This window comes from Streptomyces sp. NPDC111520 (assembly GCF_055635295.1).
The window spans coordinates 261,814-284,209 of record NZ_JBVKBW010000007.1 but is presented as its reverse complement, the minus strand read 5'-3'; the positions used below and the strand labels follow the sequence as shown (position 1 = coordinate 284,209).

At 74.4% G+C, this 22,396-nt stretch carries 21 protein-coding genes; 14 read left to right on the top strand and 7 right to left on the bottom strand.

The features are described from left to right. Nucleotides 1–16: 16 nt before the first annotated feature. On the bottom strand, nt 17–922 hold the full coding sequence (locus tag ACZ7MY_RS18895) for a DMT family transporter (protein WP_499603084.1): 906 nt from the start codon (nt 920–922) through the stop codon (nt 17–19). Between ACZ7MY_RS18895 and ACZ7MY_RS18890 the strand changes: the two genes are divergently transcribed. Then, nucleotides 921–2,372, top strand: a complete 1,452-nt coding sequence (locus ACZ7MY_RS18890) for an aminotransferase-like domain-containing protein (RefSeq protein WP_499603083.1) — start codon at nt 921–923, stop codon at nt 2,370–2,372. The two genes, ACZ7MY_RS18895 and ACZ7MY_RS18890, sit on opposite strands and share 2 nt — an antisense overlap. Nucleotides 2,373–2,432: 60 nt before the next feature. Here the strand turns inward: ACZ7MY_RS18890 and ACZ7MY_RS18885 are convergent, their stop codons facing one another. Further along, entirely contained in the window at nt 2,433–2,819 is a 387-nt protein-coding gene (locus ACZ7MY_RS18885) for a VOC family protein (RefSeq protein WP_499603082.1), read from the bottom strand. A gap of 74 nt (nt 2,820–2,893) precedes the next feature. Here ACZ7MY_RS18885 and ACZ7MY_RS18880 point away from each other — a divergent pair, with 74 nt between their 5' ends. Together ACZ7MY_RS18880 and ACZ7MY_RS18875 are read left to right on the top strand one after the other, a co-directional pair. Further along, on the top strand, nt 2,894–3,502 hold the full coding sequence (locus ACZ7MY_RS18880) for a hypothetical protein (protein WP_499603081.1): 609 nt from the start codon (nt 2,894–2,896) through the stop codon (nt 3,500–3,502). A gap of 266 nt (nt 3,503–3,768) precedes the next feature. Beyond that, nucleotides 3,769–4,314 (top strand): GNAT family N-acetyltransferase, encoded by a 546-nt coding sequence (locus ACZ7MY_RS18875; protein ID WP_499603080.1) that lies wholly within the window; start codon nt 3,769–3,771, stop codon nt 4,312–4,314. Between the two features lie 42 nt (nt 4,315–4,356). On the opposite strand, the gene ACZ7MY_RS18870 is transcribed toward ACZ7MY_RS18875, so the two are convergent. Next, nucleotides 4,357–5,052 (bottom strand): glycerophosphodiester phosphodiesterase, encoded by a 696-nt coding sequence (locus ACZ7MY_RS18870; RefSeq protein ID WP_499603079.1) that lies wholly within the window; start codon nt 5,050–5,052, stop codon nt 4,357–4,359. 229 nt (nt 5,053–5,281) lie between these two features. Between ACZ7MY_RS18870 and ACZ7MY_RS18865 the strand changes: the two genes are divergently transcribed. From ACZ7MY_RS18865 to ACZ7MY_RS18855, 3 genes are read left to right on the top strand one after another with little or no spacing between them, the layout of a single operon-like run. After that, a complete protein-coding gene (locus tag ACZ7MY_RS18865; RefSeq protein ID WP_499603078.1) occupies nt 5,282–6,700 on the top strand; it encodes a DUF6421 family protein in 1,419 nt (472 codons plus the stop codon). Nucleotides 6,701–6,726: 26 nt separating this feature from the next. Next, nucleotides 6,727–7,491, top strand: coding sequence for an SDR family oxidoreductase (locus tag ACZ7MY_RS18860; RefSeq protein WP_499603292.1), 765 nt, complete (start codon nt 6,727–6,729; stop codon nt 7,489–7,491). Next, nucleotides 7,488–8,570: a threonine aldolase family protein gene (locus ACZ7MY_RS18855; RefSeq protein WP_499603077.1), complete on the top strand. Its 1,083-nt coding sequence runs from the start codon at nt 7,488–7,490 to the stop codon at nt 8,568–8,570. Before ACZ7MY_RS18860 ends, ACZ7MY_RS18855 begins: the two co-directional genes overlap by 4 nt. 129 nt (nt 8,571–8,699) lie before the next feature. Here the strand turns inward: ACZ7MY_RS18855 and ACZ7MY_RS18850 are convergent, their stop codons facing one another. Next, nucleotides 8,700–8,969 carry a chaplin gene (locus tag ACZ7MY_RS18850; RefSeq protein ID WP_499603076.1) on the bottom strand — a complete coding sequence of 90 codons (270 nt, stop codon included), beginning with the start codon at nt 8,967–8,969 and terminating at the stop codon, nt 8,700–8,702. A 37-nt stretch (nt 8,970–9,006) separates the two neighbouring features. Beyond that, nucleotides 9,007–10,179: a sialidase family protein gene (locus ACZ7MY_RS18845; protein WP_499603075.1), complete on the bottom strand. Its 1,173-nt coding sequence runs from the start codon at nt 10,177–10,179 to the stop codon at nt 9,007–9,009. Nucleotides 10,180–10,470: 291 nt separating this feature from the next. Here ACZ7MY_RS18845 and ACZ7MY_RS18840 point away from each other — a divergent pair, with 291 nt between their 5' ends. Continuing rightward, entirely contained in the window at nt 10,471–11,865 is a 1,395-nt protein-coding gene (locus tag ACZ7MY_RS18840) for a C39 family peptidase (RefSeq protein WP_499603074.1), read from the top strand. A gap of 11 nt (nt 11,866–11,876) precedes the next feature. Here the strand turns inward: ACZ7MY_RS18840 and ACZ7MY_RS18835 are convergent, their stop codons facing one another. Both ACZ7MY_RS18835 and ACZ7MY_RS18830 read right to left on the bottom strand, forming a co-directional pair. Then, complete coding sequence (locus ACZ7MY_RS18835; protein ID WP_499603073.1) at nt 11,877–13,778, bottom strand: M48 family metallopeptidase; 1,902 nt, start codon at nt 13,776–13,778, stop codon at nt 11,877–11,879. A gap of 93 nt (nt 13,779–13,871) precedes the next feature. Further along, nucleotides 13,872–15,533, bottom strand: coding sequence for an IclR family transcriptional regulator domain-containing protein (locus ACZ7MY_RS18830; protein ID WP_499603072.1), 1,662 nt, complete (start codon nt 15,531–15,533; stop codon nt 13,872–13,874). A gap of 137 nt (nt 15,534–15,670) precedes the next feature. On the opposite strand from ACZ7MY_RS18830, the gene ACZ7MY_RS18825 reads away from it, so the two are divergent. The 7 genes from ACZ7MY_RS18825 (at nt 15,671) to pcaDC (ending at nt 22,391) form a co-directional block, all read left to right on the top strand. After that, a complete protein-coding gene (locus tag ACZ7MY_RS18825) occupies nt 15,671–16,441 on the top strand; it encodes a CoA transferase subunit A (protein ID WP_499603071.1) in 771 nt (256 codons plus the stop codon). Further along, nucleotides 16,441–17,097: a CoA transferase subunit B gene (locus tag ACZ7MY_RS18820; protein WP_499603070.1), complete on the top strand. Its 657-nt coding sequence runs from the start codon at nt 16,441–16,443 to the stop codon at nt 17,095–17,097. Before ACZ7MY_RS18825 ends, ACZ7MY_RS18820 begins: the two co-directional genes overlap by 1 nt. Then, a complete protein-coding gene (locus ACZ7MY_RS18815) occupies nt 17,094–18,287 on the top strand; it encodes a thiolase family protein (RefSeq protein WP_499603069.1) in 1,194 nt (397 codons plus the stop codon). The genes ACZ7MY_RS18820 and ACZ7MY_RS18815 overlap by 4 nt, the downstream gene beginning before the upstream one ends. Before the next feature lie 8 nt (nt 18,288–18,295). After that, nucleotides 18,296–19,078: a protocatechuate 3,4-dioxygenase subunit beta gene (gene pcaH / locus ACZ7MY_RS18810; RefSeq protein WP_499603068.1), complete on the top strand. Its 783-nt coding sequence runs from the start codon at nt 18,296–18,298 to the stop codon at nt 19,076–19,078. Further along, a complete protein-coding gene (gene pcaG / locus ACZ7MY_RS18805; RefSeq protein ID WP_499603067.1) occupies nt 19,075–19,647 on the top strand; it encodes a protocatechuate 3,4-dioxygenase subunit alpha in 573 nt (190 codons plus the stop codon). Before pcaH ends, pcaG begins: the two co-directional genes overlap by 4 nt. Further along, nucleotides 19,616–21,064 carry a 3-carboxy-cis,cis-muconate cycloisomerase gene (gene pcaB, locus ACZ7MY_RS18800; RefSeq protein WP_499603066.1) on the top strand — a complete coding sequence of 483 codons (1,449 nt, stop codon included), beginning with the start codon at nt 19,616–19,618 and terminating at the stop codon, nt 21,062–21,064. The genes pcaG and pcaB overlap by 32 nt, the downstream gene beginning before the upstream one ends. 151 nt (nt 21,065–21,215) lie before the next feature. Next, entirely contained in the window at nt 21,216–22,391 is a 1,176-nt protein-coding gene (gene pcaDC, locus ACZ7MY_RS18795; protein WP_499603065.1) for a bifunctional 3-oxoadipate enol-lactonase/4-carboxymuconolactone decarboxylase PcaDC, read from the top strand. Nucleotides 22,392–22,396: the final 5 nt, after the last annotated feature.

The window sequence follows — 22,396 nt, the reverse complement described above, 5'->3', positions numbered from 1 at the left end:
ACGGCCCGCCGCCGTCTCAGCTGCGGGCCCTCTGGGTGACGGCCACGCACACCAGGACCGCCACCGCCGCGGGCGCGGTCAGCGCGCCCAGGTCCTCGCCGAGCAGCGCGGCCGCCCACACCAGCGTCAGCAACGGCTGTGCGAGCTGCAACTGGCTGGCGCGCGCCACACCGACGACGGCCATGCCCCGGTACCAGACCATCAGCCCGAGGAACTGGGACACCACCGAGACCCAGAGCAGCCCCGCCACCGCCTGCCCGCCCAGGTGCACGGGTTCGAGCGCGAGCGCGACCCCCGCCGCCGGCACCGTCAGGGGCAGCGCACCGACCAGCGCCCACCCGATGACCTGCCAGCCCGGCATGACCGAGGCCAGCCGCCCGCCCTCGACGTAACCGGCCGCGCAGACCAGCAGCGACGCGAAGAGGAAGAGGTCGCCCCTCGTCGGGGCGCCGCCGCCCTGCCACAGGGCGAAGCCCACGACGATCGCCCCGCCCGCGACCGCGGCCGACCAGAACAGCCGTGACGGGCGGGTCCCGACGCGTACGGCGGCCAGGACGGCGGTGACCAGCGGCAACGCGCCCACGACGACGGCGGCGTGCGAGGTGTCGGTGGTGCGCAGCGCCAGGGTGGTCAGCAGGGGGAAACCCAGGACGACGCCGAGCGCCACGATCCCGAGCCCCACCCAGTGCCCGCGGTCGGGCCGCGGCACCCGCGCGACCGTGAGGCAGACGCCCGCCACGGCCGCCGCCAGCACGCCCCGGACGGTCGTGGCCGTCCAGGGGCCGAGTCCGGTGAGGGCCCAGTGCGTCGCGGGGAACGTCAGGGAGAAGGCGGCGACCCCCAGCCCGGCGAGGGCGGTGCCCCGTGCACGGCTCCCGACCGCTATCGACGGGGCCGCGGTAGCGCTATTCTGTGCTGTCATGAATGACGGTAGCAGTTCCGGAAACCTCGCGGACACCCTGCGGAACGAGCTCCAGCGCTACTCGCTCGGTGAGAAGCTGCCCTCGAGCCGTGTCCTCGTCGAGCGCTTCGGCGTCAGCCCCGTCACGGTCTCCCGCGCCCTGGCCGCCCTCGCCGCCGAGGGCCTGGTGGTCACCCGCCCCGGTGCCGGCGCCTACCGTGCCCACCGTGCCGAGGGCGGGCCCCGCGCCGTCGACACCTCCTGGCAGCAGATGGCCCTCACCGTCGAGGAGCAGCACGGCGAACCCGCCCCCAGGGTCGTCGACGCCTCCGGCGTGACCGCCAGCCTCGCCGTCCCGCCGCCCGGGGTCATCGCCTTCAACGGCGGCTACCTGCACCCCTCGCTCCAGCCCGGACAGGCACTCGGCGCCGCGCTCGCCCGCGCCGCCCGCCGCCCCGGCGCCTGGGACATGCCGCCGCTGGAGGGGCTGACGGCGCTGCGGGCCTGGTTCGCGCGCGAGGCGGGCGGCCCCGGCGGCACGCTCGGCCCCGCCAACGTCCTGGTCACCGCGGGCGGCCAGGCAGCGCTCACCACCGCCCTGCGGGCGCTCGCCCCACCCGGTTCGCCGGTGCTGGTCGAGTCGCCGACGTACCCCGGCGCCATGGCCGTCGCCCGCGCGGCCGGGCTGCGTCCCGTCCCCGTCCCCATGGACGACGACGGCGTGCGCCCCGACCTGCTCGCCGACGCCTTCGCCGCCACCGGCGCCCGGGTCTTCTTCTGCCAGCCGCTCTTCCAGAACCCCACCGGGGCCGTCCTCGCCGCGGACCGCCGCCGGCGGATCACCGAGATCGCCCACGCCGCCGGGGCCTTCCTGGTCGAGGACGACTTCGCCCGGCGCCTGGGCCACGGCGCCGAAGCCCCGCCGCCCCTGGTCGCCGACGACCCGTACGGCACCGTCGTCCACGTCACCTCGCTGACCAAGCCCACCTCGCCCAGCCTGCGCGTCGGCGCGCTCGTCGCCCGCGGCCCGGTCATGGAGCGGCTGCGCGCCATCCAAGTCGTCGACAGCTTCTTCGTGCCGCGCCCCCTCCAGGAGGCCACCCTCGAACTCGTCGGCGCCCCCGCCTGGCCCCGGCACCTCCGGGCTGTCTCCGCAGGGCTTCGCGAGCGCCGGGACGCCATGCTCGCCGCCCTCCACCGTGACCTGCCGGCGCTCGCGGCCGCCGTCCGCGTCCCCGTCGGCGGCTACCAGCTCTGGCTCCGGCTCCCGGACGGCACGGACGAGTCCGCGCTGGCCGCCGCCTCGCTGCGGGCCGGCACCGCCGTCGCCCCCGGCCGCCCCTACTTCGCCGCCGAGGCGCCGGCGCCCTACGTCCGCCTCAGCTTCGCCGACACCCGCGGCACCGAGGAGATCGCCGAGGGCGTCCGCCGCTTCGCGGCCGCCTGTGCCGAGACCGGCGTGGCCGCGTGACCGGGGCCGGTGCGCGGACGCCGCGCCGCACGGCCCGGTCCGGCTCGTGACCGCGCGGGCCTACGGCCGGTAGCGCAGCGGATGGTCGGCGGGGACCTCGACCACGCAGATCCGTACGCCGTCGGGATCCTCGATCCACATCTCCACCAGCCCCCAGGGCTCCTGGACGGGCTTGCGCACGATGCGGACCCCGCGCCCGGCGAACCGCCGGTGGCACTCCGCCACGTCCTCGACCTGGAGCCACAACTGGAGCCCCGGAGCGGGTGGTTCATCGGCGTGCCCCGAGACCTCGAGGAAGCCCCCGCCCAGGAAGAAGACGGTGCCGCGCTCCTCCCAGGGCCCGAACTCGCGGTAGACCGCGAGCCCCAGGTCGTCCCGGTAGAAGGCACGGGACCTGGGGAGATCGGTCGGCCGGAGCAGGATCCTGCTGCTCAGTACGTTCGTCACGGGCCCGAAGCTACCCATGCGCCGCCGGGAAAACCGGCTGACACGGCGCCTTCCGCCGGGGGAGGCTGCGCCGCATGGACCACGGCCCGGGCGCGATCGCCCCGCTGTTCAAGACCTGCACCGGCTGCGGCGCCGAGGCCGGCCACCACGCAGGTGTGATCGTCATCGACGGCGCCCTTCACTGGAGCGTGGAGGGTACCTGCGAGGCGTGCGGTTCCGGCGAGGTGGAGTGCGGTCGCGACGAGGTCCCCGAGCACGTCAGCGCCGCCCTGATCGCCGCGCACGGCCCGGTGGTGCTGCGCGCCGAGCCGCCGCCCGGCGCGGCGGGCGCGCGGGCGCTCAAGACGCTGCGCGAGGTGTTCGGCCTGCCGCTCGCCGAAGTCCGCGGGCGGCTGCGCGCGCTCGCGGCGGAGGGGGAGCGGGGAACGGGGCCGGAGACGGCGCTTCTGGCCGCACGGCTGAGGGCGGGCGGATTCGCCGTCACCCTGGAGGCGGGGGAGCCCACGGGCGAGGAGCGCTACGTGCGCACCGCGCCCGGCCGCCGCCGGCCGGCCGACCCGGCCGCCCAGGGCCACCCCGTCTTCACCGCCGCTCCGTCCCGCGTCGGCCGCGGCAGGGGCCGCCAGGTGCGTCTCGTCCCGGGGAGCCTGCCGGAGGAGCTGCGCGAACCCCTCGCGGACTAGCTCGCCGCGGGCCGGATCCTGGTCATCGCGGCGAGCCACGCCCCGGATCCACTGGCGGAGGGGCCGTACGAGTACGTCCGCCCGGGACGGGCCACCGACGGCACCTGGGCGTGGGACCTGGCCTGGGAGCAGTGGGTGCGCCGGCGCGGGTGCGCGCCGCCGGAGGAGTTCCTGCGCCATGTGCGGGCCAGGGGTTTCGTGCCGTCCCCCGATACGACCGGCTAGCCTCGGGACGAGCCGCCGCCGCAGAGAGGACGCCCCCCGTCATGGAGACCGCGCAGCCCGTCGCCCGCCCCGTCTTCCGTACCGCCACCCGTGAGGACGTCCCGGCGCTCGTCGCGCTGATCGAGTCGGCGTACCGCGGGGAGTCCAGCCGCGCCGGGTGGACGACGGAGGCGGATCTGCTCGAGGGGCAGCGCACCGACCCCGAGGGCGTGGCGGCCGTCATCGACGGCGAGCACAGCCTGATCCTCGCGGTCGAGTCCGACGGCGCCGTCGTCGCGTGCTGCCAGCTGGAGAACCGCGACGGGCACGCCTACTTCGGGATGTTCGCCGTGCGTCCGGCCCTGCAGGGCGGCGGCATGGGCAAGCTGGTGCTCGCCGAGGCGGAGCGGCTGGCCCGCGAGGAGTGGGCGGCGGACGAGATGCACATGACGGTGATCACGCAGCGCGCCGACCTGATCGCCTGGTACGTGCGCCGGGGCTACGCGCGGACCGGCCGCACCAGCCCCTTCCCGTACGGCGACGCGCGCTTCGGGCTGCCCACCCGCGACGACCTCGCCTTCGAGCTGCTGGTCAAGAAGCTCGGCTGAGCCCGGCGCCCCGTCCCGGCGCGCTTCGCCCGCCGGGGCGGGTCACCAGTCGGTGAGGCCGCCCTCGACCGCGCGCTTGACCGCCGGCATGTCGGTGACGACGCCGTCCAGGCCGAGGGCCCGTGCCAGCGCGAGGTCGGCCGGGGTGTTCACCGTCCACGCGATCACCGAGATCCCCGCGCGCCGGCACTCCTGCACCAGCGCCAGGCTGATCCGCCGCAGGCTCAGGCTGACGAGCCGCGCCCCGACCGCCTGGGCCCGGGTGACGATCTCCGAGCCCATCGGGCCCTGGGCGACCAGCACGGTGCGCACGTCGGGCACCAGCTCGCGGATCTCGGCGAGTGCCTCGTCGTGGAAGGACAGCACGTCGACGCGCTCGACCAGGTCGCGCTCGCGCATCACGCCGGCCAGGACGCGGGCCGCCGCGACGTCCTTGATCTCGGCCTGGATCGGCTTGGTGACCGCGTCCAGCACCTCCTCGAACACCGGGACCCGCTCGCCGTGGCCCGCGTCGAGCTCGCGCAGCTCGTCCAGGGTGAGGTCGCCGATCAGCCCCGCCCCGTCCGTGGTGCGGTCGACCTTCACGTCGTGCATGACGATCAGGGCGCCGTCCTTGCTCAGGTGCAGGTCGAGCTCGATCTGGTCCAGGTCCTCACGCTCGGCGCGGACGAAGGAGCGGAGGGTGTTCTCGGGCTCGACGCCCATGACACCGCGGTGGCCGACGGTGAGAAAGCTCAAGGGGAACCGCTTCCGTGCTGGGTGCTGCGGGTGATCGACGGACTACCCGGCAGCCTAGCGGTCCCTTGCGGCGCAAGGCCGAACGCGGGATGAACGGCGCGGCCGCCCACAGGAAGATCCACGGTCCGGGGCCGTGTCGGCGGAAGAATCTCCTCCGCCTCCACTTGAACGGGAGAAGCTGCCGTATATACGGTGAGCTGACAACAGGTTCTTCAGCGAAGGAGGGGTCATGACGGAAATTCTGTCGCCGGTCGCGGCATCGATGGACAGCGCAGCCACCAGCGAGGCCGGTGTGTCCGGCGGCGGCATTGTCCGGCACCCGGCCTGGGCGGTCCTGAAGCAGGCGGTGGAGGAGATCCGCCCCTGGCAGAGCAAGGACGGCTCGATCGACTTCTCCGCGGAGGGCGCGCCCGAGCCCGCCGCCGCCGAGAGCGCCCTGCACCGGGTGATCAGCGCCGTCGAGGACCTCTCCCCGCTCGTGCCGCACGACAAGGCCTACCACGAGGCCCTGGTCGTGGACCTGCGCCGCTGGGCCGAGGGCGGGTTCGCGGTGCCCGACTTCCTCGACTCGCTGCTGGCCTTCCACCCGGCGGCCGACCGCCAGGACGGCCTGGAGCACCTCGTGGTGTTCCCGATGTACACGCAGAACGGCAACCCGGACCGCAACCTCGAGGCCGTCGCGCTGCGCGTCGTGTGGCCGCAGTGGCTGTCGGAGCTGGAGCGCACCCGCTACGACAACCCCCTCTTCGTGCCGATCACGTTCGAGGACTTCACCCCCGGGTACGACACGAACTCCGCCGTGCTCTTCCCCGAGACCGTCGCCGTCCGCGAGGCGCCCGAGCGCTTCACCTGGGGCGGCATCTTCTGCGATCGCGAGGCCGCCCGCTTCCGCGCGGTGAGCCGTGCCGCCGTGGACACCCTCGGCCTCGAGCTCCCCGAGGACGCCGCCGAACTCCTCGGCGACCAGGACCTCAGCCAGCAGACCTTCGTGCTCTGGGACATGATCCACGACCGCACCCACAGCCACGGCGACCTGCCCTTCGACCCCTTCATGATCAAGCAGCGGCAGCCGTTCTGGATGTACGGCCTGGAGGAGCTGCGCTGCGACCTCACGACCTTCAAGGAGGCCGTGAAGCTGGAGGCCGAGGGCCACGGCATGGGCCGCTACGTCCAGTACGCGATCCTCTTCGACCGCCTCTTCCGCTTCCCGGTCACCGGCGACCGCGTCCGCAACTACGACGGTCTCGGCGGCCAGCTGCTCTTCGCCTACCTGCACAAGCACGACGCCGTACGCTGGACGGACAACAAGCTCCACATCGACTGGCAGCGCGCCCCGCAGGTGACCACCCAGCTCTGCGGCGAGATCGAGAAGCTGTACCGGGACGGCATCGACCGCCCCAAGCTCGTGCACTGGTTCGCCGCATACGGTCTCGTCGCGGACTACCTCTCGCCGCACCCCGGTTCGGTCTGGGCCAAGGGGCCCGAGGCCCTCGACCTCGACCAGCCGCCGCGCAAGCTCGTGGACGACGTGCTGCCGGACGAATTCCCGCTCAGCATGTTCTACGAGGCGCTGGCCAAGAAGCTGCGTGATGTGATCGCCTCGACCAAGGGCATCACGGCCCACGGCACCGGCCAGGTGGCCGCGTGACCGATCCAGGCGAGGAGGCGGCGCAGATGACGGAAGCCAACGAGGTGGCCAGGGGACCCCTGGCCGGAGCCGTGATCGCGGTGGCGGGGGCCGGCGGCCCCGCCGGACGCGCGACGTTGCAGCGGCTCGCCCGCGCCGGCGCCTGGGTCATCGCCGCCGACGCCAACCCCGAGCGGCTCGCCGAGGCCGTGGACCTGGCCCGCTTCGACGCCGGCGGCGCCGGGATCACCGGCGACATCGTCGACCTGCTCGACCTGGACGCCACCCGCGAGTGGGCGGGCCGCATCGAGAAGGAGCACGGGCGGATCGACGGCATGGTCCACCTGGTCGGCGGCTGGCGCGGTTCGGCCTCCTTCCAGGAGACCGACCTCGCGGACTGGGACTTCCTGGAGAAGCTGCTGATCCGTACCGTCCAGCACACCTCGCTGGCCTTCCACGACGGCCTGCTCTCCAGCCCCGTCGGCCGCTACGTGCTGATCAGCGCCGCCGGGGCCACGCAGCCCACCGCCGGCAACGCGGCGTACGCCGCGGCCAAGGCGGCCGCCGAGGCGTGGACGCTGGCGATGGGCGACTCCTTCCGCAAGCTCGCGGGGGAGCAGGGCCCGAGCGCCGCCGCCACCGTGCTGGTGATCAAGGCGCTGGTGCACGAGCAGATGCGCAAGGAGCGCCCGAACGCCAAGTTCGCGGGCTTCACCGATGTGACCGACCTGGCCGACGCCATCGCGGACGTGTGGAGCCGGCCCGCCGAGGAAGTGAACGGAACCCGCCAGTGGCTGACACCCCGCCCGTGAGCGCAGCATCCCCGACCGACGCGGTCCGGCACCACGACCCCGAGGTCCGGGGCTTCGCCAGCGACAACTACGCGGGGATCCACCCCGAGGTGCTGGCGGCGATCGCCCTCGCCAACGGCGGCCACCAGGTCGCCTACGGCGGGGACGAGTACACCGCCCACCTCCAGGACGTCTTCCGCGGCCACTTCGGCCCGCGGGCCGAGGCGTTCCCGGTCTTCAACGGCACCGGCGCCAACGTCGTGGCCCTGCAGGCGCTCACCGAGCGCTGGGGCGCGGTCGTCTGCGCCGCCTCCGCCCACATCCACGTGGACGAGGGCGGCGCCCCGGAGCGGATGGGCGGGCTGAAGCTGCTCACCGTGCCCACCGCGGACGGCAAGCTCACCCCCGAGCTGATCGACCGGGAGGCCTGGGGCTTCGACGACGAGCACCGCGCGCAGCCGCAGGTCGTCTCGATCACGCAGTCCACCGAACTGGGCACCTGCTACACGCCGGAGGAGATCCGCGCGATCTGCGACCACGCCCATGAGCGGGGTCTGGCCGTGCACCTCGACGGCTCGCGGATCGCCAACGCCGCGGCCACCCTCGGGGTGCCGCTGCGCGCGTTCACCACCGACGCGGGTGTGGACGTCCTGTCCTTCGGCGGTACGAAGAACGGGCTCCTGCTGGGCGAGTGCGTCGTGGTGCTGAACCCGGAGCGGGTGCGGGCGATGAAGCACCTGCGGAAGCTGTCCATGCAGCTCGCCTCCAAGATGCGCTTCGTCTCGGTGCAGTTCGAGGCGCTGCTCTCCGGTGACCTGTGGCTGCGCAGCGCCGGTCACGCCAACGCGATGGCCCGGCGGCTGGAGTCGGCCGTCCGCGCGGTCGAGGGCGTCACCGTCGTCCGTCCCGTCCAGGCCAACGCGGTCTTCGCGGTGCTTCCGCGGGAGGTCAGCGAACGGCTGCAGAAGCGCTACCGCTTCTACTTCTGGGACGAGTCGACCGGCGAGGTCCGCTGGATGTGCTCGTTCGACACCACCGAGGAGGACGTGGATTCCTTCGCGGCGGCGCTGGCGGAGGAAATGGTTGCCCATTCCGGGTGAATCCGCGGCCGGCGCCGGAAAGGGGCACGGCCACGGCGTCCCGCCGGACCGCACGAAGCCCGAGGGGCGTACGGGATGTCCCGTACGCCCCTCGGCGCGTCGCCCCGCGGCCCCCGTGGGGCCGCCGGATCACGCGTTGACGCAGACGTTGCCGAGCGCGGGGTTGAGCAGCCCGATGGCGTTGATGGTGTTGCCGCACAGGTTGATCGGGACGCTGACCGGGATCTGGATGACGTTGCCGCTGGCGACACCGGGGGAGCCGACGGCGGCGGCCTGCGCCGAGGCACCGCCGTGGTCGTAGCCGCGACCGTGGTCGGTCGCGCCGGCGGCGCCCGCGGCGCCCAGCACGGTGGCGCCGGCGACAGCGGTCAGGGCCGCGGCCTTAGCGATGCGCATCATTCGTTCTCCTTATGGAAGATCGCTCTGTGGACCCTGCTCAACGAACCGTTCCGGCCCCGGGTGTGGGAATCCACCCGTTCGGTCCTTGCGTCAACCGTGTAAACGTCACCGACTCGTACGGGGAGGTGATTCCGGTCTCGTAGAGCAGGCCGACGGTGCCGTCGGCGAGCTCGACGAGGTCGGAGTAGGCCGCGGGAGAGTCGCTGACGGGGGGCCCGGACGTCCACGACGCGCCTTGGTCGCCGCTGACCCGGAGGGTCATCAGGCGGCGTTTGGCGGGGTCGGCGGGGCCCGAGTACAGCAGGGCACCGGTGCGGGTGAGCAGCACGCTGCCCTGCACCTCGGGGCCCTCCAGGGCGCCCTGCGGCCGGAAGATGCCGGTGATGCTGAGACCGCCGTCCGGGCTGTAGGCGTCGGCCCGGGTGGGGGCGGAGAACCCGTGGTCGTCGCGGCTGTTGACGTAGACCCTGCCGTCGGCGAGCTCGGCCATGGTGCTCTCGTTGAGGTTGAGCCAGTCGCCGGGGAGCGCCTGGACGAAGCCGATGTGCCAGGTCAGGCCGCTGTCGTCGCTGTAGAGCGCGTGGGCGCCGTGCACGGTCCGGCCGGCCAGGACGGACGTGTGGTTGGCGGGCACCAGCAGGCGGCCGGCGTGCGGGCCGCTCGTCAGCGCGATGGCGTGCCCCGGACCGGTCGCGTACCAGCGCCAGTTGCCGGGTTTGACCGTGGCGGTGATGTCGCGGGGCGGGGACCAACTCAGGCCGCCCGAGTCGCTGTGCAGTTCGTAGACGAGCCGTTCCGGGCCGGTGTCGCGGCAGATCAGCAGCACGACGCGCCCGGTGCGGGGATCCACCACGGGGGCGGGGTTGCCGAAGGTCTGGGTGCCGGCGTCGGCGATCACCTGGAGGGGTTCCCAGGTGCAGCCGCCGTCGTAGGAGCGCCGCAGCACGACGTCGATGTCGCCGTCGTCCGCCGCCGAGTTGCGGCGTCCCTCGGCGAAGGCGAGGAGGGCGGCGCCCCCGATGCGCACGACCGCCGGGATCCGGAAGGTGTGGTAGCCCGCGGTCCCGGAGCGGAAGGGCACGGACGTCGTGCAGTCCACCGGGAGCGGCGTGGTCGCCGCGCCCGCGGACGCCTGCCATCCGGCGGCGCCGGTGAACAGCAAGGCGAGGCCGGCCAGTGTGCGTACGCCCCTGGCGGCGGCGAATGTCATGGGGCGGTTCCTCCGGGACGGCGTGCGGTCGGCCAGCGGCGCCACATTCTCATCGGTCCGCCCGAGTCGCCGTATGACACTCCGTTCGATGCTTTTCCGGTAGTTCAATATGAGGAATTAGGCCGAAACGGCGAGGATATGCTTGACGGTTCTCCGGCTCCCGCCTTTCTCTGTGTCAGAGGTATCGACCAATGAATGTGCCCGGATCCTTTCGGGGGTGCTGGTCGAAAGGCGCGCGTGGAGCGATAGTTGTGCACCTGTCGTCCATGCTCATGACAGGGGGACACCGCCATGACCCGACCGACCCCGCGTCGTACGGTGCTGGCCGCCGCCATTGCGGCGGCCGCCGCGGCGACGACCGCCCCGAGGGCCTTCGCCGCGTCCGACGCCGACGCGTGCGACCTCGCCGACGAGGTGGTGGGCACGCCGGGCGCCCACGACGGCGACCCGGCCGCCGTGGACTACCGGGCCTGGACGCGGTGGGCCGACTGGCACCGCGGGCGGGCCTCCGGCGCCGGGGTCGTGCCCGGTCCGCGCCCGGGCGTGGCGATCCTGCGTCCGACCGGCACCATGGAGTACACCGACCCGCACACCCACTCCACCGCCACGTGGGAGACGGCCACCTGGACCTCCCCCGAGCACACCCCGCGGCACCCGGCGACCGAGATCGTCGCCTCCTGGAACGCCCGTACGCCACCCGGCACCTGGATCCAGGTCGAGCTGCGCGCCACCTACACCGACGGCAGTCTCTCCCCGTGGTACGTCATGGGCCGCTGGGCCTCCGGCGACGCGGACATCAGGCGCACCTCCGTCGACGACCAGAGCGACGGCAGGAGCAGTGTCTGGACCGACACCCTCTCCGTCGACGACGCCGCCTCGGGCCTGCGCCTCGCCGCGTACCGGCTGCGGCTCACGCTGCTGCGGACCCCCGGCTCGCGCGTCACCCCCACCGTCTGGCGGCTCGGCGCCATGGCCTCCGACGTCCCGGACCGCTTCACGGTGCCGGCGTCGGTGCCGGGCGTGGGACGGGGGGTCGAACTGCCCGTGCCGCGCTACTCGCAGGAGATCCACAAGGGCCAGTACCCGCAGTACGACAACGGCGGCGAGGCCTGGTGCAGCCCGACGGGCTCCCAGATGGTCATCGAGTACTGGGGCCGCGAGCCGACCGACGCCGACCTGGCCTGGGTCGACCCCTCGTACGCCGACCCGCAGGTCGACCACGCCGCCCGGTACACCTACGACAGCCAGTACGAGGGCTGCGGGAACTGGCCGTTCAACGCGGCCTACGCGGCCACCTACCGCGACATGGTGGGCGTCGTCACCCGGCTGCGCGGCCTGGGCGACGTCGAACTGCTGATCAAGGCGGGCATCCCGGTGATAACGTCCCAGTCCTTCCTCGCCACCGAGCTGGACGGCGCGGGCTACGGGACCTCCGGGCACCTGATGTGCGTCATCGGCTTCACCGCCGACGGCGACGTCATCGCCAACGATCCCGCGAGCCCTGACGACGCCTCGGTGCGCCGGGTCTACAAACGGGCGCAGTTCGAGACGATCTGGCTCAGGACGAAGCGCTACACCGCCGACGGGCAGCTGCGCACCGGCACGGGCGGCGTCTGCTACCTGTACTGGCCGCTGCGGCCCTCCGGCCGCCAGGCCCGGGCACTGCAGCGGATCGGGGTCCTGTAGGCGGCAGGTGTTCAGCGGGGCGTCGCAGGCGCGATCGGGCGCAGCGAGAAGTCCGGCACGGGCGGCAGGCTCGGGACGTAGGCCGGGAAGGAGGGGCGGTACGGGGGGAAGGCCGTCCGCCAGTCCGGCGTCGGGTAGCCGGGCGCGCCGGGTATGCCCGGACCGCACTGGAGGACGCCGCCCACGACACGGCAGAGCGTCGCAATGGGCGAGGGGGCCGGCGTCGTGTCGTCGCCGCCCCCGGCCGTCCCCACGATGATGCCGACGAGCACGGCGGCGCCCATGGTCATCAGCGCGACACGGGTCTGGCGCTTCCGCTGCTCCTCCGCGTCGGGGTCGGCCACGAACGTGAACTGCCGCCCCTGGAACGACGGTTCCTTCGCGTCGTCCGCCGGCTCCTCCAGCCACGGATTCGCCGGGTCGGGCGGCCCCGAGCGGTCGGGGTCCACGTCCAGGAGCGTCAGGTGGAGCCGCAGCCGGTCGAGGACCGGCGGCTCGGAGAGTGCCTCCGCGACGAGCACCCGCAGTCCGTCGTCGGCCAGGCCGTCGCACACGAAGCGGGTGCCGCCGCCCCAGAGCGGGACCCAGGAGGCCCGCCCCTCCCTGAGCAGGGTGTGGCCCACCAGTGCGTACAGCGCCTCCGCGAGGTCCTCACGGGTGCCGTCGAACTCCCGGACCAGGGGCGCCGGTCCCTCGTCGGCGAGCAGCCGCAGGACGGTGTCCAGCCCCGGCAGCCGCTCTCCGGTCGCGCGCGACGCGGCACGCAGCAGGTCCCAGGCGCGCGTGCCGGCGGCGCGGTTGGCGGAGAGCTCGATCCAGCGTTCCCAGGGCAGGGTCGTCAGGCTGTGGGCCAGCGGACCGCGCAGCTCGGTCAGCACCCGGCCCAGGTTCCCGGGCAGCAGCCGGAGCGCCCCCGTGCCGTCGTCCTCCCCGGGCGGGACGTCGAGTTCCTCCAGGCGGCGCAGCCGCAGGCCGAGCGGGGGGTGGGAGTCGCGCCGGTGCGGACGGGTGCGGTCGTCGTCCACCGGTTCGCGACGGACGCCCAGCTCGCCGAGGAGCGAACGGAACGCCAGATACGGGTTGTCCGGGTGCAGCCCCGCCAGGGCGGACGGATCGAGCCACTCCCGCCGGAACCTCCGCCAGGCCGTCGCGGTGCCGTGCGTCGCGCGCAGCGCGGACACCGTCACCTCCCGTCCGGCCAGGCTCGCCGCCGTGCGGTCGGCCTCCAGTTCCTGCCGGCGTCGTACGGCGAAGGTGAGCCGGCGGAAGGCCAGCGCGTACAGCCGGACGGAGCCGCGCACCACGAGATGCGGGAGCGAGAGCCACCTCCTGCCGGTGTTCCACTGACCGAGCGTCGTGGCCAGCGCCACGTCGCACCGGTACGCGACGGCGCCGAAACGCGTGTGGCGGTGGGAGAAGTGGCCGAACTCGTGCGCCAGCACGGCCCGCAGCTCCGCGTGGGTGAGGCTCGCCAGCAGGGGCAGGCCCAGATGGAGCCGCCGCTGCCCGGACAGCAGGCCCAGCGCGGCCCCGTCCTCCGCCACCGAGGCGTTGACGTCCCCGGTGAGCAGCAGCACGTCCGGCGGGCGCGCCCCGACCCGCCAGGCGATGCCGGTGGCCAACTCCCACAGCGCGGGCGCCTCTTCGCGGGACACCGGCACCGCGTCGGCGCGCGGGGGCGCCGACCGGGTGATCGCGCCCAGCCCCTGGACCATGGTCAGCAGCAGGGGGACGGCCGCCGCCGCGAAGAGGACACCGCGCATGGCGAGGTCCGTCTGGCCGTCACGGGCCGCCAGCAGGAAGAGGGCGAGCATGACGAGGACGCCGATCCCGAGCCCGCCGATCAGCACGACCAGCCCCACCAGCAGCACGATCGCCAGCAGCGCCCGTAACGACGCCCACACCGTGCTCATCGCCCACCCCCTCGCGTGCCCGCGTCCCCCGTGTCCCGCGTCCCTCGATGATGCCCGCTCGCGGACGCCGTGGACCACTTGTCCACAGGCTCCTCAGCCGGCCGGCACGCGGGCGTAGCGGCCGACCACGCGCAGGTCGCCGCCGATGCGCGCGGCGGCCTCCAGCAGCGGGGGCAGCAGTTCGGAGCGCGACTGCTCCACGGAGCGGCGGCTGGCGTGCATGGAGACGTTGATCGCCGCGACCACCCGGCCGCCGCGGTCGCGGACGGGCACGGCGATGGACCGCAGTCCCTCCTCCAGCTCCTCGCTGACCAGGGCGTGCCCCTCGGCGGCGACCCGGTCCAGGACCCGGGCCAGGTGCGGCGCGTCGGTGACGGTGTACGGGGTCAGCCTCGTGAAGTCGGTGCGCCCGAGGTGCGCCGCGCGTTCCCGCTCGGGCAGCCCCGCCAGCAGGACGCGGCCCATCGCGGTCGCGTAGGCGGGGAAGCGGGTGCCGAGCGTGATGTTGACGCTCATGATGCGGACGGTGGGGACGCGGGCCACGTACTGGATGTCCTCGCCGGAGAGCACCGCCATCGACGCGGAGTCGTGCACGGCCTCGACCAGTCCGACCAGGTGGGGCTGGGCGATCTCGGGCAGCGTCAGCCGCGACAGATGGGCGCAGCCCAGCTCCAGCACGTGCGGGGTGAGCCGGAAGAGCCGTCCCTCGGAGGCGACGTAGCCCAGGTGCTCCAGGGTGATCAGGGAGCGCCGCGCGGTGGCGCGGGCCAGTCCGGTGGCCTCGGCGACGGCGGTGAGGGGCAGTTCGCCCCGCCCCTCGCCGAAGGCGGTGAGCACGGCGAGGCCGCGGGCCAGGGACTCCACGAACTCCGGTCCGAGTTCCTGCTTGGAGGCCCGCGTCCAGGTGGCGGGGGACGCGCCGGCGGGCGCGGGGGCCGGGCCGTCCGCTGGCCGCGCGAGGGCCTCCTCCATGGCGGTGACGGTCTCCCGCAGCCGGGGCAGCACGGCCTCGCGCAGCGACCCGGCGCTGTGCCTGCTGGTGTGGCTGACCACGCTCACCGCGCACACCGGCCGCCCGTCGCCGTCCCGTACGGGGACGGCGACGGCGATCAGGCCCGGCTCGATCAGCTGGTCGTCGGCCGACCAGCCGTGGGCACCCGCGGCGGCGACCCGCTCCCGGAAGGAGGCGGCGGCGTCCCCGTGCCCCCGCGGGAGCGCGGGGAAGCCGGCGTCCAGCGGGTCCTCCTCGCGGCGGCGACGCCAGCGCTCCCAGCCGGCGTCGTCCCAGCCGCCGGCGAAGAGCGCCCCGGGGGCGCCGCGTTCGGCGGGCAGCTGGTCGCCGATGCGGAACGTCAGGGACATCGCGCGGCGCCGGGTCGCCTGGTGGACGAAGCGGACCCCGTCGCCGTCCGGCACCGCGATGGACACGGACTCGTCCAGGCCGTCGGCGAGGGCGTCGGCGAGCGGTCCGAGCAGGTCGGGGAAGCGGCTGGCGGCGAGGTAGGCGTTGCCGAGTTCCATCAGCCGGGGGGCGAGGACGGCGTCGCGGCCCTCGACGCGCAGGTAGCCGGTGCGGACGAGGGTGCTGACCACCCGGTCCACCGTGGAGCGCGCCAGGCCGGTGGCGCGCACGAGGTCGCCGACCGAGCGGCGGCCGCCGGCTGTGGCCAGCTCGCGCAGCACCGCGAGTCCCCGCACGAGGGGGCCGACTGCCTCCTGCGGCGGGGGAGCGGTCGCGGTGGTCAGCGGTGTCATCAGCACTCCAGCGTGGCGAAAGGTCGTCGAAACCGTACCGCCCCGGAACGTTGACAGAGCGGGCGACCGAGGATCAGACTCGGGCAGGAGTAATTGTGAACTTAAGTTCACTGGACGAACAAGAAGGTGGGCGCAGGATGGACAAGGTGGTCGCCTCGGCCGCTGAGGCCGTAGCGGACGTCCAGGACGGCGCGTCGCTGGCGGTGGGCGGCTTCGGCCTGAGCGGCGTGCCGAACGCGCTGATCCAGGCCGTGTACGAAGCCGGGGTCGGCGGCCTCGCCGTCGTCTCCAACAACTGCGGCGCCCTGGACTCGGGCCTCGCCGTCCTGCTGGCCGCGCGCCGTATCGCCCGCGTCACCGGCAGCTACATCGGGGCCAACAAGGAGTTCGCCCGCCAGTACCTGGCCGGCGAGCTGGAGCTCGAACTGATCCCGCAGGGCACCCTGGCCGAGCGCCTGCGCGCGGGCGGCTGCGGCATCCCCGCCTTCTACACCCCGGCCGGCGTCGGCACCCAGGTCGCCGAGGGCGGCCTGCCCTGGCGTTACGACGGGGACGGCCGAGTGGCGCTCGCCTCGCCGCCGAAGGAGGTGCGCGCCTTCGACGGCACCGAGTACGTCCTGGAGCGCGGCATCACCACCGACTTCGCCCTCGTGCGCGCCGCCAAGGGCGACCGCCACGGCAACCTGGTCTTCAACAAGTCCGCCCGCAACTTCAACCCGCTCGCCGCGATGGCCGGCCGGGTCACCGTCGCCGAGGTCGAGGAGCTCGTCGAGCCCGGCGAGCTCGACCCCGACCAGGTGCATCTGCCCGGCATTTTCGTCCAGCGCGTGGTCGCGCTCACGCCCGAGCAGGCCGCCGACAAGAAGATCGAATTCCGTACCGTCACCGCCAGGGAGGTGCGGGCCTGATGGCCTGGACACGCGACGAGATGGCCGCCCGTGCCGCCCGCGAACTGCGCGACGGCGAGTACGTCAACCTCGGTATCGGCCTGCCGACGCTGATCCCCAACCACCTCCCCGAGGGAGTCGAGGTCGTCCTCGAGTCCGAGAACGGCATCCTCGGCACCGGCCCCTTCCCGTACGAGGAGGAGGCCGACCCCGACCTGATCAACGCCGGCAAGGAAACCGTCACCGTGCTGCCCGGCGCGGCCTTCTTCGACTCCGCGCTCTCCTTCGGGATGATCCGCGGCGGCCACATCGACACCGCGGTGCTCGGCGCCATGCAGGTCTCCGCCCGTGGCGACCTGGCCAACTGGGCCATCCCCGGCAAGCTCGTCACCGGCATCGGCGGCGCCATGGACCTGGTGCACGGCGCCCGGCGGGTCATCGTCACCATGACCCACACCGCCAAGGACGGCAGTCCCAAGATCCTCCGGGAGTGCGCCCTGCCGCTCACCGGGAAGGCCTGTGTGGACCGGATCATCACCGACCTGGGCGTCCTGGACGTCACCGACGGGGGACTCGTCCTCGTGGAGACCGCCCCCGGCGTCACCGCGGAGGAGATCCTGGAGAAGACCGCGGCCCCGGTGCACGTCGCCGTCGCCGCAGAAGGGAGCGCCCGATGAGCGGGCAGCTGCGTGAGGTGTACATCGTCGACGCCGTCCGTACCCCGGTCGGCAAGTACGGCGGCGCCCTGTCGGGGGTGCGCCCCGACGACCTGGCGGCGCACGTCGTGGCCTCGCTGATGGCCCGCACGCCCGGACTCGACCCGGCCAGGATCGACGACGTCTTCTTCGGCGACGCCAACGGCGCCGGTGAGGACAACCGCAACGTCGCCCGGATGGCGGCACTGCTGGCCGGGCTGCCCGTCACCGTGCCCGGCACCACGGTCAACCGGCTCTGCGGCTCCGGCATGGAGGCCGTGATCCAGGCCGCCCGCGCCGTGGCCGTCGGTGACGTCTCCGTCGCCGTCGCGGGCGGCGTGGAGTCCATGAGCCGCGCACCCTGGGTGCTGCCCAAGCCCGGACGCGCCTTCCCCGCGGGCTCCCAGGAGCTGTACTCCACCACACTCGGCTGGCGCATGGTCAACCCGGCGATGGACCCGCGGTGGACCATCCCGCTGGGCGAGAGCGCCGAGCTGATCGCCGACCGGTACGGCATCACAAGGGAGCAGCAGGACGCCTACGCGGTGGCCAGCCACGAGAAGGCGGCCCGCGCCTGGAAGGACGGCCTGTACGAGGCCGAGGTCGTCCCGGTCGACGGCGTGGACCTGCCCCGCGACGAGACGATCCGCGACAACACCTCCATGGAGGCGCTCGCCCGGCTCAAGCCCGCCTTCCGTAAGGACGGCGGCACCGTCACGGCGGGCAACTCCTCGCCCCTCAACGACGGGGCGGCGGCGCTGCTCATCGTGGACGAGGAGGGGCTGAAGGCCACCGGCCGCGAGCCGCTCGCCCGCATCCGCGCCTCCGCCGTCACCGGCATCGAGCCAGACTACTTCGGCCTCGCCCCCGTCGAGGCCGTACGCAAGGCGCTCGCCAAGGCCGGCAAGGGCTTCGGCGACCTAAACACCGTCGAGCTGAACGAGGCCTTCGCCGCGCAGGTGCTGGGCTGCCTCGCCGGATGGCCCGAGCTGGACCCCTCCGTCGTCAACCCGCGCGGCGGCGCCATCGCCGTCGGCCACCCGCTGGGCGCCTCCGGTGCCCGGATCGCCGGCGCCGTCGCCCACCAGCTCGCGGCCGCGGGTTCGGGTACCGGCCTCGCCACCCTGTGCATCGGCGTCGGGCAGGGCATCGCCCTCGTCCTCGAGAGGTAGGAGCCCGCATGAGCAGCCCCCTCACCCAGGGCGAGGTCTCCGCGGAGATCGCCGACGAGCGCGCGGCCTACGCCGGGCGCCTCGCCGGCGGCGGCGCCGCGCAGGACCACCCGGACCGGGGCTACGCCCCCTACCGCAGCAGTGTGCTGCGGCACCCCAAGCGGCCGCTGGTGGCGGCGGGGGCGGGGGCCGGCGACCCCGAGGCGGTCGAACTCTCCGGGCCGGTCTTCGGCGTCACCGACGTCACCGCCCTCGACCACGACCTGACGCGGCAGCACCGGGCCGAGCCGCTGGGCGAGCGCATCAAGGTGACCGGGCGCGTCCTGGACCGCGCGGGCCGCCCCGTGCGCGGGCAGCTCGTCGAGATCTGGCAGGCCAACGCCTCCGGCCGCTACGCCCACCAGCGCGACGACCACCCCGCCCCGCTGGACCCCAACTTCACGGGCGTCGGCCGCACCCTGACCGGGGACGACGGCTCCTACGAGTTCGTCACCGTCAAACCCGGCGCCTACCCCTGGCGCAACCACCTGAACGCCTGGCGCCCGGCCCACATCCACTTCTCGCTGTTCGGCCCGGCGTTCACCCAGCGCCTGGTCACCCAGATGTACTTCCCCGGGGACCCGCTCTTCCCGTACGACCCGATCCTGCAGTCCGTCACCGACGACGCGGCCCGCCGGCGGCTCGTCGCGACGTACGACCACGACCTGTCCACCCCCGAATGGTCGCTCGGCTACCGCTGGGACATCGTCCTGGACGGCCCGGCCGCCACCTGGATCGAGGAGGGCCGATGAGCGGCGAGCCAGCGGCCCCCACACCGTCGCAGACCGTCGGTCCCTTCTACGGCTACGCGCTGCCCTTCCCCAAGGGCGGCGACCTCGCCCCCGCCGGGCACCCGGACACGATCACCGTCCACGGCTGGGTCTACGACGGCGCCGGCCTGCCCGTACCCGACGCGCTCATCGAGGTCTGGCAGCCCGCACCCGACGGCTCCCGCCACGGCGCCCCCGGCTCGCTGCGCCGCGACCCGGTCACCGGCGCGGTCCTCGGGCGCGACGGACTGACGTTCACGGGCTTCGGGCGGGTCGCCACCGACGCGGACGGGCACTGGCTGATCCGTACGCTGCCGCCCGGCGGCGTGCCCTATCTGTCGCTGATCGTCTTCGCCCGCGGTCTGCTCCACCACCTGCACACCCGGGTCTACCTCGGCGACGCCGAGGGCGACCCGCTGCTCGGCGTACTGGAGCCGGAACGGCGCGCCACCCTGGTCGCCACTCCGGAGGGCGGGCGCGTCCACCGCTTCGACGTCCGGCTCCAGTACGACGGAGTGCATGAGGAGACGGTCTTCCTTGCCTTCGACTGATCCCGCCGCGGACGTCGGCCTGCTCTCCCCGGTACGGGCCGGATCGGCCGTCGAGGAGGCGACCGGGGACGCCGCCTATGTGCGGGCCATGCTCGACGCCGAGGCCGCTCTGACCCGGGCGCAGGCCGCGCTGGGGCTCGCGCCGGCCTTCGCGGCGGCCGCGGTGACCGCCGCGGCAGCCGAGTCCGGCCGGTTCGACGCGCGCGACCTGGCGCTGCGCGCCCGGTCCGGCGGCAATCCGGTGATCCCGCTGGTGGCCGACCTGACCGCGGCCGTGGGGGAGCGGGACGCGACGGCCGCCGCCTATGTGCACCGCGGCGCCACCAGCCAGGACGTCCTGGACACCGCGGCCATGCTCGTCGCGTACCGCGCGCTGCGCCCCGTCCTGGACGACCTCGCCGCCGCGGCGGAAGCGTTCGGGAGGCTCGCCGCGGAGCACCGCGACACCCCGATGGCGGGACGCACCCTGACGCAGCACGCCGTCCCCACCACCTTCGGACTCAAGGCGGCCGGGTGGCGCGCCCTGGTCCTCGACGCGCACGACCGCCTGACGGCCGTCCGCGGCGCCCTGCCCGCACAACTGGGCGGCGCCGCGGGCACGCTCGCCGCGTTCGGCGCCTTCGCCGAGGCGGACGCCGCAGCCCCTGGCGCCGGCGACGCACCGGACGTGAGCGACGCCGCCGGTCCGGGACTGCTCGCCGCCTACGCCGCCGAGACGGGACTCGCGGAGCCCGCACTGCCCTGGCACACCCTGCGGACCCCCGTCGCCGACCTCGCCGGGGCCCTCGCCTTCACGTCGGGCGCGCTGGGCAAGGCCGCCGCCGATGTGCTGGTGCTGTCGCGGACCGAGACCGGCGAGGTCACCGAGGGTTCCGGCGGCGGCTCCTCGGCCATGCCCCACAAGGCCAACCCCGTCCGCGCCGCGCTCATCGCCGCCGCGGCCCGCCAGGTGCCCGCGCTCGCCGCCGTGCTGTACGGCTCGCTGGCCGCCGAGGACGAGCGTCCGGCGGGCGCCTGGCACGCCGAGTGGCAGTCGCTGCGCGATGCCCTGCGCCTCGTCGGCGGCGCCGCCCGGGACGCCGCGGGACTCGCCGCGGGCCTGCGCGTCCACCCGCACCGCATGCGCGAGAACCTCGACGCGACCGGGGGGCTGGTGGTCACCGAACGCCTGGCCGCCGCCCTGACCGCCGTCATGGGCCGTGGCGAGGCCAAGTCCGCCCTCGCGCACGCCTCCAGGCGCGTCGCCGAGGACGGGATGACGCTGGAGGCCGCCCTCGCGGAGGACCCGGCCCTCGGCGGTCTGCTTCCCGACGAGCGCCTCCGGGAACTCACCGACCCCACCCGCTACACCGGTCGCGCCGGCGCGCTCGTCGACCGCGCCCTGCGCCGCACCGGTCCCCCAGGGACGTCCGCATGACCGCCCACGCCCCCTTCCGCGAGCGGGGCCGATCGGGGTACCCCATGTCGGGGGGCCCTCGGACCCGGGCGGGCGCCGCCCCGGCCGCCGGGCCCCGAGAGGACGCCGTGACGACGCCGCACGCACCCGGCACCATCCGCGAGGAGCCCGCATGAGCACGCCGCACGAGGCCGTGGAACCGCGACTGCCGCACCACCGGGTGGACGGTGCCCCCGGCCTGCCCCCGCTGATCCTCGGCCCGAGCCTGGGCACCTCGCTCGCCGTGTGGGACCCGCAGGTCCCGGCCCTCGCCCGCGGCCACCGCGTCATCCGCTGGGACCTGCCCGGCCACGGCGGCTCCCCCGCCTCGCTGCTCCCCGAGGGCGGCACGGTCGCGGACCTGGGCCGCTCGGTGCTGGCGCTCGCCGACGCGCTCGGCGCGGGGCGCTTCGCCTACGCCGGCATCTCCCTCGGCGGCGCCGTGGGGACCTGGCTCGCGATCCACCACCCCGAACGGGTCGCCGCGCTCGCGATCGTGTGCTCCTCCGCCGACTTCGGCGACCGGGACGGCTGGCGGGAACGCGCCGCCCTGGTCAGGGACAAGGGCACGGGACCCGTCGCCGACGCCGCGGCCGGCCGCTGGTTCACCCCCGCCTTCGCCGGCGCCCCCGCCGCCGGCGCCCTCCTGGACGACCTGCGCGCCGCCGACCCGGAGGCGTACGCCACCCTCTGCGAGGCCCTCGCGGGCTTCGACGTACGCGCCGAACTGCCGCGGATCACCGCGCCCACCCTCGTCGTCGCCGGCCGCGGCGACCCGGCGACGCCGGTCGCGGACGCCCGCGTCCTCGTGGACGGCATTCCGGACGCGAGCCTCACCGAGGTCGCGCACGCCGCCCACCTGGCCGGCGTCGAGCGTCCCGCCCCCGTCCTGGCGGCGCTCCTGCAGCACTTCGCCACCGAGCCGGCCGCCGACGACGGCGCCCGCCACACCGAGGGCGCGGCCGTCCGCCGCGCCGTGCTCGGGGACGCGCACGTCGACCGGGCGATCGCCCGGACCACCGCCTTCACCGCCCCCTTCCAGGACTTCATCACCCGCTACGCGTGGGGCGAGATCTGGACGAGGCCGGGGCTGAGCCGCAGCACCCGCAGCTGCATCACCCTGACCGCGCTGGTGGCCCGCGGCCACCTCGACGAGCTGGCGATGCACGTGCGCGCCGCCCGCAACAACGGCCTGACCCGGGAGGAGATCCAGGAGGTCCTGCTCCAGTCCGCCGTCTACTGCGGCGTCCCCGCGGCCAACGCCGCGTTCGCCGTCGCGAACCGCGTCCTCGAGGAAGAAGAGGAGTAGGAGAA